The 12460-nt window shown below is 71.2% G+C and carries 13 protein-coding genes; 5 read left to right on the top strand and 8 right to left on the bottom strand.

What is annotated here, in order from left to right:
- Nucleotides 1–17: 17 nt before the first annotated feature.
- The 7 genes from Q7A36_RS04545 to mutM all read right to left on the bottom strand — a co-directional run bounded on the left by Q7A36_RS04545 (nucleotide 18) and on the right by mutM (nucleotide 8222).
- Complete coding sequence (locus Q7A36_RS04545) at nucleotides 18–1649, bottom strand: inorganic phosphate transporter (RefSeq protein WP_305102473.1); 1632 nt, start codon at nucleotides 1647–1649, stop codon at nucleotides 18–20.
- Between the two features lie 97 nt (nucleotides 1650–1746).
- Nucleotides 1747–2919, bottom strand: a complete 1173-nt coding sequence (locus Q7A36_RS04540) for a M24 family metallopeptidase (protein ID WP_305102472.1) — start codon at nucleotides 2917–2919, stop codon at nucleotides 1747–1749.
- A gap of 113 nt (nucleotides 2920–3032) precedes the next feature.
- Nucleotides 3033–4160: a DNA polymerase III subunit beta gene (dnaN, locus tag Q7A36_RS04535; RefSeq protein WP_305102471.1), complete on the bottom strand. Its 1128-nt coding sequence runs from the start codon at nucleotides 4158–4160 to the stop codon at nucleotides 3033–3035.
- A gap of 250 nt (nucleotides 4161–4410) precedes the next feature.
- The gene (gene dnaA, locus Q7A36_RS04530; protein ID WP_305102576.1) at nucleotides 4411–5805 is read right to left on the bottom strand and encodes a chromosomal replication initiator protein DnaA; all 1395 of its coding nucleotides are present in this window, start codon (nucleotides 5803–5805) and stop codon (nucleotides 4411–4413) included.
- A gap of 366 nt (nucleotides 5806–6171) precedes the next feature.
- A complete protein-coding gene (gene rpsT / locus Q7A36_RS04525; protein ID WP_305102470.1) occupies nucleotides 6172–6450 on the bottom strand; it encodes a 30S ribosomal protein S20 in 279 nt (92 codons plus the stop codon).
- Between the two features lie 116 nt (nucleotides 6451–6566).
- Nucleotides 6567–7346, bottom strand: a complete 780-nt coding sequence (locus tag Q7A36_RS04520) for an enoyl-CoA hydratase (RefSeq protein WP_305102469.1) — start codon at nucleotides 7344–7346, stop codon at nucleotides 6567–6569.
- Nucleotides 7347–7376: 30 nt separating this feature from the next.
- The gene (mutM, locus tag Q7A36_RS04515; protein ID WP_305102468.1) at nucleotides 7377–8222 is read right to left on the bottom strand and encodes a bifunctional DNA-formamidopyrimidine glycosylase/DNA-(apurinic or apyrimidinic site) lyase; all 846 of its coding nucleotides are present in this window, start codon (nucleotides 8220–8222) and stop codon (nucleotides 7377–7379) included.
- A 38-nt stretch (nucleotides 8223–8260) separates the two neighbouring features.
- Between mutM and Q7A36_RS04510 the strand changes: the two genes are divergently transcribed.
- Nucleotides 8261–9022, top strand: coding sequence for a class I SAM-dependent methyltransferase (locus Q7A36_RS04510; protein ID WP_305102467.1), 762 nt, complete (start codon nucleotides 8261–8263; stop codon nucleotides 9020–9022).
- Between the two features lie 342 nt (nucleotides 9023–9364).
- Nucleotides 9365–10489, top strand: a complete 1125-nt coding sequence (locus Q7A36_RS04505; RefSeq protein WP_305102466.1) for an SH3 domain-containing protein — start codon at nucleotides 9365–9367, stop codon at nucleotides 10487–10489.
- A 55-nt stretch (nucleotides 10490–10544) separates the two neighbouring features.
- Here Q7A36_RS04505 and Q7A36_RS04500 read toward each other — a convergent pair whose 3' ends face one another.
- The gene (locus Q7A36_RS04500; RefSeq protein ID WP_305102465.1) at nucleotides 10545–11342 is read right to left on the bottom strand and encodes an HpcH/HpaI aldolase family protein; all 798 of its coding nucleotides are present in this window, start codon (nucleotides 11340–11342) and stop codon (nucleotides 10545–10547) included.
- Nucleotides 11343–11466: 124 nt separating this feature from the next.
- Between Q7A36_RS04500 and Q7A36_RS04495 the strand changes: the two genes are divergently transcribed.
- Genes Q7A36_RS04495 through Q7A36_RS04485 form a run of 3 tightly spaced genes read left to right on the top strand, consistent with a single transcriptional unit; the run spans nucleotide 11467 to nucleotide 12434 of the window.
- A complete protein-coding gene (locus Q7A36_RS04495; RefSeq protein WP_305102464.1) occupies nucleotides 11467–11688 on the top strand; it encodes a biotin/lipoyl-binding carrier protein in 222 nt (73 codons plus the stop codon).
- A gap of 27 nt (nucleotides 11689–11715) precedes the next feature.
- On the top strand, nucleotides 11716–12033 hold the full coding sequence (locus Q7A36_RS04490; RefSeq protein WP_305102463.1) for a nucleotidyltransferase family protein: 318 nt from the start codon (nucleotides 11716–11718) through the stop codon (nucleotides 12031–12033).
- The gene (locus Q7A36_RS04485; protein WP_305102462.1) at nucleotides 12030–12434 is read left to right on the top strand and encodes a HEPN domain-containing protein; all 405 of its coding nucleotides are present in this window, start codon (nucleotides 12030–12032) and stop codon (nucleotides 12432–12434) included. The genes Q7A36_RS04490 and Q7A36_RS04485 overlap by 4 nt, the downstream gene beginning before the upstream one ends.
- Nucleotides 12435–12460 lie beyond the last annotated feature (26 nt).

Below are 12460 nucleotides of genomic sequence, written 5' to 3'. Positions count from 1 at the left end.
GCATGCCGCGCGGCGGATCAGAAGACCAGACGCAGCAGAGCGTAGAGGCTGCCCGCCAGCAGCATCGCCGCCGGCAGCGTCAGCACCCAGGCCATGACGATGTTGCGCACGGTGGACCATTGCAGGCCCGAGCCGTTGGCCAGCATGGTCCCGGCGACGCCTGAGCTCAGCACATGCGTCGTGGACACCGGCAGCCTGAACCAGTCGGCCGCGCCGATGGTCGCCATCGCCACCAGTTCGGCGGAGGCACCCTGCGCATAGGTCAGGTGCGTCCGGCCGATGCGCTCGCCGACCGTCACGACGATGCGCTTCCATCCCACCATGGTGCCGAGGCCGAGGGCGATGGCGACGCCCACCTTCACCCAGATCGGAATGTAGCGCGTCCCGGCCTCGAGGACGCCGCGGTAGTCCTTCAGGGTCGCGCGCTCCTCCGGCGAGAAGCCGGCCTCGCCGCCCTTCTTCTCCAGGATCTGCAGCAGGTCGGCGGTGAGGTACATGTCGTTGCGAACGTTGGGCGTGGCGGCGGCCGGGATGCGGGCCAGCGCGCCGTGCTGCTGCACCTGCCGCGCGATCTCGGCGGCGACGCCGGAGAGGGCGGCCCAGTCCTCCGGCCCGTTCGCGGTGCGCTCCTGGATCGCGGCCTTCACGCCCTCCCGCGCTGCGGCGGGATCGGCTTGGCGCTGGCCCTCGGCACGGCTGTCGAAGATGGTGCGTGCCCGTTCCGTGACCTGCACGAAATGCGGTGTCTCGCTGTCCGGCATGGTGCGGTTCAGGGCATAGGCGGTGGGCACGGCGCCGATCAGGATCAGCATGATCAGCCCCATGCCCTTCTGCCCGTCGTTCGAGCCATGCGCGAAGGAGACGCCGGTGCAGGTCAGGATCAGCAGGCCGCGGATCCAGGTGGGCGGGCGGCTGTCGCCCTCCGGCGCCTGGTAGAGCGACGGCACGCGCACCACCAGCTTGAGCGCCAGCAGCAGCAGCGCGGCGCAGCCGAAGCCGACGAGGGGGCTGAAGAGCAGCGCCTCGAAGACACTGCGCGCCTGCGACCAGTCGACGCCCGAGGTCGCGGTGCCCTGCGGCGCGAGGACCTGGTTGGCGAGGCCGACGCCGATGATGGAGCCGATCAGGGTATGGGAGGAGGAGGCCGGCAGGCCGAAGGACCAGGTGCCGAGGTTCCAGAGGATGGCGGCGATCAGCAGGGAGAAGATCATGGCGAAGCCGGCACCGCTGCCGACCTGCAGGATCAGTTCCACCGGCAGCAGCGCGAGCACGCTATAGGCAACGCCGCCGGCCGAGGTCAGGACGCCCAGGAAGTTGAAGAAGCCCGACCAGACCACGGCGACCGGCGCCGGCAGGCTATGGGTGTAGATCACCGTCGCCACGGCATTGGCGGTGTCGTGGAAGCCGTTGACGAACTCGAAGCCCAGCGCGATCAGCAGCGCCAGCGCGAGCATGGCGAAGACGCCGATCTCGAGCGGCTCCGCGCCGCTCGCCCGGATGTCGTGGAACAGGCTGTAGAGGACATAGGCCGCGCCGCCGAGCAGCAGGCCGAGGAACAGCACCCCGATCGCGGGATGATGGCGGACATCGAGATCGGGCCGGCGGACGGGCGTTTCCGTCCGCGCTGATATGGTGGCCGCATGCGACATCAGGTCTCCCCCTGCAGCGGAGTGGCTGCAGGAGGAACGCGGTCATCCCTGCGGGATCGATACCCCTCGCGCCGCCGCCCGGGATTTCATCGCCCTGTCACAACCCGCCGCGGTTCCAGCCGCGCCCCGCATTGCCCAGGATCTCGTAGCCATCGGGCCGCACCACCACGGTGTCCTCCAGCTTGATGAAGCCGCGCTGCGGATGCGGCAGCGTCGTCTCGATGGAGAGCACCATGCCCGCCTGCAACGGACGCTCGGCATCCTCGGCGGCGTAGGGGATGGGGCCGGTCGCGGTCAGGTGCGGCACCTCGTGGCTGACCAGGCCCATGCCATGCGCGAGGAAGTCCATGTGCTGGCGGTTCGGCGCGCTGCGCAGCGCGGCCTCGGCCGCCGCGTAGACCGCGCCGCCGGGGGTGCCGGCGCGCACGGCGCCGAAGGCCGCCTGCTGGATGCCGTCGATCTCGGCCAGCAGGTCCTGCAGTTCGCTGTCGGGCTCGCCCAGGATGGCCATGCGGCAGACATCGCCGATATAGCCCTGGTAGTGGCCGCCGCTGTCGAGGGAGAGGATGCCGCCCTTCTCCCAGCGCTCCTCCGAGGGCGCGCGGTTCAGGCTGGTGCCGGTGGTGATCAGGCAATAGTCGAAGCCCAAGCCCCGCGAAACCTCCTCGCGCCGGAGCGCCTCGACCAGCTCGCGCTTGGTCGTGCCCGGGCCATGGCCGCGCATGACCACCAGCATGGACTCGATGACGCGGTCGGAGGCGAGGCGGAGCTTGCCGATCTCCTCCTCCGACTTCACGGCGCGCAGCCGTTCCAGCACCGGCACGGCATCCGGCAGGGCGCTGTTGGGGAAGGCGTCGCGCAGCACCTGCAGCGCATCGGCCGGCAGGAAGGGCTGCTCGATGCCGATGCGAGGCGAGGCGATGCCGAGCGAGCGGAGATACTCCACCGCCTGCCGCATGGCATCGGTCGAGGTGCCGGAGAGGTTGCGGATCTCCGGCACCCAGAGCGGCTGGACCGCCTGCTGCCCCTTCTCCATGCGGTGGCCGATATAGCCGGTGCGGTCGGGCTGGCCGCGGATATAGGCCAGCACCGGCATGTAGCGGCTCTGGCCGATGGCATCGGCATGCTCGAAGAAGTGGAAGCGGTAGCCGCCGAGCAGGTGCTGCACCGCGGGCTTGGAGGTGGCGAGCAGCACCTCCATGCCCGCCTGCTCCATCAGCCGGTCGAGCAGCGCGGTGTCGAAGGGGATCGCCGGTCGTCCTGTCGGCATCGCCATTCCTCCCAGGGTGGGTTCCCGGGAGGGTAACGCGGCGGCGGGTAGAGCGACGTCACGTCATGGGCATCGGGCGGCGAAGGCGCTCCCCGGCGCCTTCCGTCCCGGCCTCAGACCCGCATCGGCATCAGGACGTAGAGCGCCTCGGGCTTCGCCGCATCCGTCACCACCGTCGGCGCGCTGCCATCGGCGAAACGGAACTCCACCTGGTCGGCGATCTGGTCGGTGATGTCGTTGAGGTAGCGGGCCTGGAACCCGATCTCGAGCGGCGAGGACTCGTAGGTCACCACCTCGCCGTCCAGCTCCTCCTGCGCCTGGCCCTGCTCGGCCGAGGAGGCCGAGAGGAGCAGGTGATTGCGGTCGATCGAGAGCTTCACCGGCCGCGAGCGTTCCGAGCTGATGGCGGCGACGCGCCCCACGGCTTCGGCGAATTCCTTCTTCTGCACCCGCAGCACCTTGTCGTTGCCGCGGGGGATGACGCGCTCGTATTCCGGGAAGGTGCCGTCGATCAGCTTGCTCGTCAGCTGCACCGGGCCGATGTCGAAGCGGATCTTGGTGTCGGAGAGGCGGATGGCGACCTCGTCCTGCACCTCCTCGGCCAGCTTGCGCAGCTCGTTGACCGTCTTGCGCGGGATGATGACGCCCGGCATGCCGGCGGCGCCATCGGGCAGCGGCTCCTCGACGCGGGCGAGGCGGTGGCCGTCCGTCGCCACGGCGCGCAGCACCTTGGTGCCCTCGCTGTCCGCCGCATGCAGGTAGATGCCGTTGAGGTAGTAGCGCGTCTCCTCCGTGCTGATGGCGAAGCGCGTGCGGTCCACCAGCTCCCGCAACTGCCCCGCGGGCAGGCTGAAGCCGTGCGGCAGCTTGCCCTCGGTCATGGAGGGGAAGTCCTCCACCGGCAGCACGGCGAGGTCGGTGTTGAAGCGCCCGGCCCGCAGCTTGAGCGAGGCATCGCCGCCGGCATGGTCGAGCTCGATCTTCGCGCCCTCCGGCAGCTTGCGGACGATCTCGTAGAGCGTCGCGGCCGGGGCGGTGGTGCGGCCCTCCCGCGCCACCTGCACGCCCGGCACCTCCTCCACCACCGCGATCTCCATATCGGTCGCGGTGAGGCGGAGCGTGCCGTCCTTCACGGCGATCAGGACATTGGCGAGGATGGGAATGGTGTTGCGGCGTTCGACCACGCTCTGCACATGCGCCAGCGCCTTCAGCAGGATCGCCCGTTCCACCGTGAACTTCATCTGACCCAGGCTCCCCCGACGGTCCGTCCAGCCGCTGCCATGCGCCACCCGGCGGCCGGGTGGGTCGGGCATTCTATCAGCACCGATTCGAGGCGATAAGGTAGGGTTTCCGCCGCCGCGGACCAAGGGCAGGGTGACGATCCGGGCAAGAAAGGAAGCCGGGCGGGGCCGGAGATCGGTGCGACTCGGGTTCGACCCGGCTACGGTCCGGCCGCGGGGCGACCAGGGCGGCGGCGGGGGCGTCCCGCCCTCAGGTCTCCAGCATCTTCCGCAGCAGCGCCACATCCTCGGCGAAGGCGGCGTCCTGGGTGATCAGTTCCGAGACGCGGGAGACGGCATGCATGACCGTGGTGTGGTCGCGGTTGCCGAAGCGCCGGCCGATCTCCGGCAGGGAGCGCTGGGTGAGCTGCTTCGCCAGGTACATCGCCACCTGCCGCGGCCGCGCCACGTTGCGGGCGCGGCGGGCGGAGACCATGTCGGTCAGGCGCAGGTTGTAATGCTCGGCGACCTTGCGCTGGATCTCCTCGATCGAGACCCGCTTCTCATGCGCCCTGAGGACGTCGTGCAGCACCTCATGCGCGCTGTCGACGGTGATGGGGCGGCCGAAGAGGTTGGCATGCGCCACCAGCCGGTTCAGCGCCCCCTCCAGCTCGCGGACATTGCTGGTGATCTTGGTCGCCAGCAGTTCCATCACCTTGGGCGGCACCAGCACCTGCGCCGCCGCGGCCTTGGCCTGCAGGATCGACAGCCGCAGCTCGTAGGTCGTCGCATGCAGGTCGGCGACCATGCCGCAGCCGAGCCGGGTGCGGAGGCGATCCTCGATGCCCGCGAGGTCGGAGGGCGGCTTGTCCGAGGAGACGACGATCTGCTTGCCCTGGTCCACCAGCGCATTGAAGGTGTGGAAGAACTCCTCCTGCGTATTGTCCTTGCCGATCAGGAACTGCAGGTCGTCGATCATCAGCACGTCGACGGCGCGGAGCGTCTCCTTGAACTCCATGGTGGACTGGCTGCGCAGCGCCGCGATGAAGCGGTACATGAACTTCTCGGCGCTCATGTAGGCGACGGTGCGGGCGGTGTCGCTCTCGCGGATCGCCCAGGCGATGGCGTGCATCAGGTGGGTCTTGCCCAGGCCGACGCCGCCATAGAGGAAGAGCGGGTTGAAGCCCGGCGAGTTCGGCCGCTCCGCCACGCGGCGGGCGCAGGCATGCGCGAACTCGTTCGGCTTGCCGACGACGAAGGTGTCGAAGGTGAAGCGCGCCTCGAGCGGCACGACCCAGTCGGAGCGCTGGTCGGAGACGCGCGGCTCCGGCGCGCGGAGCGGCGGCGCGAGGCTCTCGGCGAGGCCCGGCGCCTCCGGCCGCGGCGCGGCGGGGAAGCCGTCGGCGGTCACCGGCTCCGGCATGGCGGCCTGGGCGACGCGGATCTCGACGCGGCGGATGGCCGCGTCCTCGCTCTGCCAGAGCACGCGCAGGCGGTCGCCGTAATGGCTGTTGACCCAGTCCCGCAGGAAGCGCGTGGGCAGCAGGATGACGGCCTCGTCGCCGTCGATGCCCTGCAGCGTCATCTGCCGCAGCCAGGTGCGGTACTCGACCTCGCCGACCTCGTCACGCAGGCGGGCGCGGATGCGGGCCCAGCAGGCGACCATCTGTCCGGACGTCTCGGGGGGCAACCGGCGGCCTCCTTCTGCTCCCAACAGCGACGGCGCACGGACCGCGCCGTGCTCCCTGCCCGGGACGGGCCCTGCCGCAGGGTCCTGGATGAACGGATGCATGGTCCGGGGGCTCATCTACCGGCCATCCTGGCGGAGAGGATGCTACTCCTCCTCCCAAGACGACGCAAATAGTAACTCACCGGAACTGAGTTGCGTTTGAGTAGCACTCGACTACATTCCTCAGCAGAAAGTTCACGAATGCTGAGTTTCCGAGTGCCCAAACCACAAGCAGCAAGAACAGGCTTCCACCTGGTCTTGCTGCTTGTGGTAAGGTTCAGTTGTCAGTACGAAGAATTCAGCTCAGGCCTGGGCGGCGGCGCCGAGGGACTTGATCCGGGCGGAGAGCCGGGAGAGCTTGCGGGCCACCGTGTTCCGGTGCAGCACGCCCTTCGTGGCGGCGCGCTGCAGTTCGGGCTGGGCCGACTTCAGGGCATCCTGGGCCTGGGCCTTGTCGCCGCCGGCAATGGCCTGCTCGACCTTGCGGAGGTAGGTGCGCACCCGGGACTTCCGCGCGCGGTTGCGGAGGGTGCGCTTCTCGGTCTGGCGGATGCGCTTGCGGGCGGATGCCGTGTTCGCCATGGGCTCTGATTTCGACTCAAGACTGGAGTGAAGGGGGGGCGCAGCAGGGCCACGCAGGAAGGGCGCTTCTACAGGCGGGGGGGAAGCGGCGTCAAGGCGAAGCCGGCCACCCCGCCTCAACGGTGGCGGAATTGCGGCTTCCTCTTCTCCGCGAAGGCGGCCATGCCTTCCTTCTGGTCCTCGGTCGCGAAGAGCGACTGGAACACGCGCCGTTCGAATTTCACGCCTTCCGCCAGCGTCGTCTCATAGGCGCGGTTGACCGCTTCCTTCGCGATCGCAACTGCGGGCGCGGAAAGCTCGGCGATCTTCCCGCCGAGCGTCACGGCCTCCGCCACCACCTCCGCCGCCGGCACCACGCGCGCGACGAGGTTGGCGCGCTCGGCCTCCGCCGCATCCATCATGCGGCCGGTGAGCACCATCTCCATGGCCTTCGCCTTGCCGATGGCGCGCGTCAGGCGCTGCGTGCCGCCCGCGCCGGGGATGACGCCGAGATTGATCTCCGGCTGGCCGAACTTCGCGTTGTCGCCGGCGAGGATGATGTCGCACATCATCGCCAGCTCGCAGCCGCCGCCGAGCGCATAGCCCGCAACCGCGGCGATCACCGGCTTCTGCACGAAGGTCACGGCTTCCCAGCGCTTGCCGATGAAGTCGTCGAGATAGACGGCGGGGTAGCTGCGGCCCTGCATCTCCTTGATGTCGGCGCCCGCGGCGAAGGCCTTCTCGCTGCCTGTCAGCACGATGGCGGCAATCGCCGGGTCGGCGTCGTAGCCGCGCAGCGCCTGGCCGAACTCGTCCATCAACTGGTCGCAGAGCGCGTTCAGCGCCTTCGGGCGGTTGAGGCGGATGATCGCGACCCGCCCCTGCACCTCCGTCAGGATCATCTCGTAGCCGGCCATGCGCGCCTCCGTGCCCTTGGCCGCATCCTATCAGCGCTGCGTGCGCGGGCAATGGAAGGTGGCGCGGCCGGCCTGCACGATGCGACGGATGCCAAGGCATGGAGGCACGCCCGGACAGTGCTCGCAGGGCAGGCCCTCGCGGTCGTAGACCTTGAAGCGCTCCTGGAAGAAGCCGATGCCGCCATCGGCCTGCACGTAGTCGCGCAGGCTCGAGCCGCCGGCGGCGATGCTCTCCTCCAGCACCGCCTTGATCGCCGGCACCAGCCGCAGCGTGCGCGCGCCCGCGACGCTCGCCGCCATGCGCTTCGGCGATATCCCGGCGCGGAAGAGCGCTTCCGAGACATAGATGTTGCCGAGGCCGGCGACGAGCTTCTGGTCGAGCAGCGCCGCCTTGACCGGCGTGCGCCGGCCTGCCAGCGCCGCCGTCAGCACCGCGGGGGTGAAACCCTCCTCCAGCGGCTCGGGCCCGAGGCCGGCGAGCAGCCGGTGCCCCTCCTCCGCCGCGGTCGGCACCAGGTCGACGCAGCCGAAGCGGCGCGGATCGACGAAGCCGACGCGCACGCCCTCCTCCGTCTCGATCGCCAGGTGCTCGTGCGCGACGGGCGCGTTCGGCCGGTCCTCGGCGGGTCGCGCCACCATGCGGCCGGACATGCCGAGATGGATCAGCAGGCTGTCGCCGCCGCCGAGGCGCATGAGCATGTACTTGCCGCGCCGGCGGAACCCTTCCACCCGCGCCCCGGTCAGCCGCAGCGCCAGCCCCTCCGGGAAGGGCCAGCGCAGGTCCGGCCGCGCGACGCTCGCGGCGCGGATCACCCGCCCCTCCAGCACCCGGCGCAGGCCGCGCATGACAGTCTCGACTTCCGGCAGTTCCGGCATATGTCCGCGATCTCCGAGGGGCGCTATGCTGGCGCGGCATGAGCGAACGCAATACCCCGCCCGGCGGCGAGACGATCGATTTCGGCTACCGGGAGGTCCCGCGCGCCGAGAAGGCCGGGCTGGTCCGGCAGGTCTTCGACAGCGTGGCGCCGCGCTACGACCTGATGAACGACCTGATGTCGCTCGGCCTGCATCGGGCCTGGAAGCGAGCCTTCGTCGCGGCCATCGCCGCCTCCCCGCGGGAGGGCCTGCTCGACCTCGCCGGCGGCACCGGCGACATCGCCTTCAAGGCGCTCGAGCGCGGGGCGGGGCGGGTGATCCTGTCCGACATCAACCCCTCCATGCTGCAGGTGGCGCAGGGACGGGCGCTGGAGCGCGGCCTGGCCGCGAACCTGATGTTCCTCTGCGCCGATGCCGAGCGGCTGCCGCTGCCGGACCGCAGCCTCGAGAAGGTCTCGATGGCCTTCGGGCTGCGCAACTGCACCGACAAGGATGCGGTGCTGCGGGAGGTGCGCCGCGTGCTGCGCCCGGGCGGGCGGTTCCACTGCCTGGAGTTCAGCCGGGTGGAGGTCGCGGCCCTCGCGCCGCTCTACGACGCCTGGTCCTTCCGGGTGCTGCCGGAACTCGGCCGGCGCGTGGCGCAGGATGCCGAGAGCTACCAGTACCTCGCCGAGAGCATCCGCATGTTCCCGGACCAGGAGAGGCTGGCCGGCATGATGCGGGCGGCGGGGCTTGAGCGGGTGCGCTGGCAGAGCCTCTCGGGCGGCATCGTCGCCATCCATACGGGCTGGCGACTCTAGCCTCTCCGCTTCGCGCCGGAAGTCCGGACCGCATCCTTGACGCAGCCGGATCCGACGCCGCGGCAGGTCCGCCGAGGCGTCCGGTGCCTCCGGCGGCTTGCAACCACCCACGCCGGTAGAAACCCTTGCCCCCCGTCGCGCGCTTGTGGCGCGGCGCGCCCCGTCGTCATGCCCGGCACCGCTTCCGGCGTGCCCATAGTGCCGCAGCGGCAAGCCGAACCCTCGCCGGTGCAGGCAAGTGCTGCGCTGCCGCAGCGGCAATAGTATACGTCATACGTCTAAGCAGGGTCCGACGCGCGGGGGGTGCGCCGGGCATCGGCGTCGAGGGGGACCATCCGATCCATGATCCAGCAGCGCGAAAGGCTCTATGACCTGGGCCAGTCCGGCCTGAGCGACGAGGCGGCGCGCCCTCCGCCGGCCCGGGCGGGCGGCCTGCCTCCCGGCTGGATCGGGCTGGAGCAGTGCAACATCAGCCCCCTGCCCGGCCATGTGCTGACCATGCCGCATGTCCTGCTGCACCCGGAGGTCGGAGTCGCGCTGATCGACCTCGCGCCCGGCGAGACACCGGGCGCCGAGGAGGCTTTCCGCGCCCGGCTGGAAAGTGCCCGTTTCGCGGCGATCTTTCCGGGAACGCTGCCGGTCGTGCACCTGATCCTGCCGCAGGAGGCGCCCGACCAGCTTGGCCCGGTGCTGCAGGAGGCCTTCGCCGGCCTGCCGCCCATCAGCCTGCCGGGCGGCGATGGCTGGGTCAGCGTCGTCCGCCGCTCGCTCGCGCAGCGGATGCCGGGCCGGGCGCCGGTCGCCACCTCGTCGCTGGCCGGGCGGCAGCCGCCGCCCATGCTGAACCGCGAGGTCGCGGCGAAGCGCGCTGGCCTCGCTTCCGGCGCCGGGGCGGCCGCGACCCTGGTCGCGGCGCCGCCTGGCGGATGGCGCTGGCCGCCCATCCCGGTGGCGCTCGGGCTCGCCGGTCTGGCGGCGGTCGCCTCCGCCGCGGCGGTCATGTGGAGCGCGCCGAAGCCGGCCCATCCGCCGGTGGTGGCCGCCGCCGAGCGGAGCGGCACGGCCGCGCCGACCGGGCCGATCGCCGGCGGCGGCACGGCCGCGCCGGTGCCCTCGGCGGCGCCGGCCCAGCCGGAGGCGCCGCGGACCGCCTCCCCCGCGTCGCGCGCGCCGGACCAGGTCGCCGCGGCCCTGACGCCCGTGCCGCCACGCGATCGCGCCGCACCGCCGGCCGCGGCCGCGGCCGCCACGCCGCCGCCGGTCGCCGGCCCGGCCGTGCGGGTCATGGTGCGCGCGGCGGCCAATCTGCGCGTCAATCCCAACAATACCGCGCCCATCATCCGCACCGTCCCGCAGGGCGAGGTGCTGCGCGAGTTCAGCCGCAGCGGGGATGGCTGGGTCGAGGTCGGCGACACCCAGCCGCGCGGCTGGATCTTCTCGAAGCTGCTGGTGCCGCCGAAGCCGTAGCATCGGCGGTCCGGACTTCGGCGCGCCCGGCCGGCGCGCCGGGCGGACCGGCGGCTCAGCCGGCCTCCAGCGCCGCGCGGATGCCGCGGGTCCAGGCGCCGGCGCCGGCCGAGAGCAGGCCGATATCGGTCTGGGTCGTCAGGAAGCGCGCGCCGCGACGGATGATGGCGGCCTGCGCCTTCGGGTCGCGCTGCCCGCCGCAGCCGAAGTGTTTGCCATGCGCCCGGCAGGCCGCGAGGACGCGGTCGATTGCCGCCTGCAATTCGGGATCGGCATACTGGCCCGGCTTGCCCATGTCCGTCAGCAGGTCGTTCATGCCGATATGGAGGACGTCGATGCCCGGCACCGCGGCGATCGCCTCGACGTTCGAGACGCCCTCCCGCGTCTCGATCATGCAGGCGAGCAGCGTCGCCCGGTCCACGGCCGGCAGAGCCTCGGCGGGCGGGACGGCGGCGAAGTCGAAATAGGGATAGCCGCCGGTGACGCTGCGGCGGCCGAGCGGGCCGAAGCGCACGGCGGCAACGGCGGCGCGGGCCTCCTCCGCGGTGTTCACGTCCGGGAAGATGATGCCGGTGACGCCGTTGTCGAGCAGCGCCTGCACGTCCGGGTCGCGCACGCTCCGCACCCGCGCGAGCGGCGCGATGCCGAGCGCGACGGCGGCCTGGGCGATGTGGCCGATGGTTTCCAGGTTGAAGAGCGAATGCTGGACATCGATGAAGAGGAAGTCGTGGCCCGTCGCGCGGGCGATACGGGCGATCTCGGCCGAGCGCGACATCCGCACGCCGAGGCCGAGCGCGGTGCCGCCGGCGGCGAGCTTCTCCTTCACCGGGTTGGCGAAGGGCGGGGCGGGCATGGCGGTTTCCTCCGTCTGTCGTTGCTCCGCATGGCAGCACCCGGGCCGGGCGCCGGCAACCCGGCTTGACCCCGCGGCGCGACGCCCCTGCAATGGCCCGGACGTCCGAGGGGGAAGGCAGCGCATGGCGGAGATCCGCGTGAAGTCCGAGATTTCGGGCTCGGTCTGGAAGATCCTGAAACAGCCCGGCGAGTCGGTGGAGCCGGAGGAGTCGCTGCTGCTGCTGGAATCCATGAAGATGGAGATCCCGGTGGTCGCGCCGCGGCACGGCACGGTGCAGGAGATCCGCGTGGCCGAGGGCGAGGCGGTGGCCGAGGGGGATGTCGTCGTCGTGCTGCGGGCCTGAGCCGCGGCGTGTTATGCTGAAGGCGTCATGACCCCCGCCGAGGATCCCGTGCTGCAGCGGCTGCGCCAGGCGCTCGAGGCCGAGTACGGCCCGCGGCTGGAGCGGGTGGTGCTGTTCGGGTCCCGCGCGCGGGGGGAGGCCGGGCCGGAGTCGGATTACGACGTGGCGGTGTTCCTGCGTGACATGCGGGATTGGTGGGACGAGGCCGGACGGCTGGCCCGGCTGCAGGTCTCCCTAATGGAGGAGTTCGACGCCTTCATCGAATTGCTGCCTCGCCGGGCCGGGACGCTGGCGGAGCGATCGCCGCTGATGCACGAGATCCGCAGGGACGGCATTGCGCTGTGACGCCGGAAGCCGCGAAGATCATGGCGAAGGCGGCCGACCTGCTGACCCGCGGGCGCGCCATGGTCGCCGCCGGGCTCGGCGAGGATGCGGGGCGCTCGGCCTATCTCGCGGCGTTCAACGCTGCGCGCGCCCTGATTTGGGAGCGCACCGGCCGCCTCGTGCAGACGCATCGCGGGGTGAGGTCGGAATTCCATCGCGTGATGCGCGGGATCATCCTGGCCGATGCGAACCTTCTGGTGTTCCTGAGCCGCGCCTACGCCTTCAAGACCAGGGCCGACTACGACACCGAACCCAGCCCCGGGATCACCCTGGATCAGGCCGCCGCCGCCCTCGCCGAGGCCGAGCGCTTCATCGCCGCCATCGCCGCCCTCCTCGACAGCCCCGCCCCGGATGGTGCCTGATCCCCGCGCGGTGCGGGGGGACGGGC

This window comes from Paracraurococcus lichenis (assembly GCF_030657435.1).
Classification (GTDB): domain Bacteria; phylum Pseudomonadota; class Alphaproteobacteria; order Acetobacterales; family Acetobacteraceae; genus Paracraurococcus; species Paracraurococcus lichenis.
The sequence above is the reverse complement of the archived record's forward strand: the minus strand, read 5'-3'. Positions and strand labels throughout refer to the sequence as shown.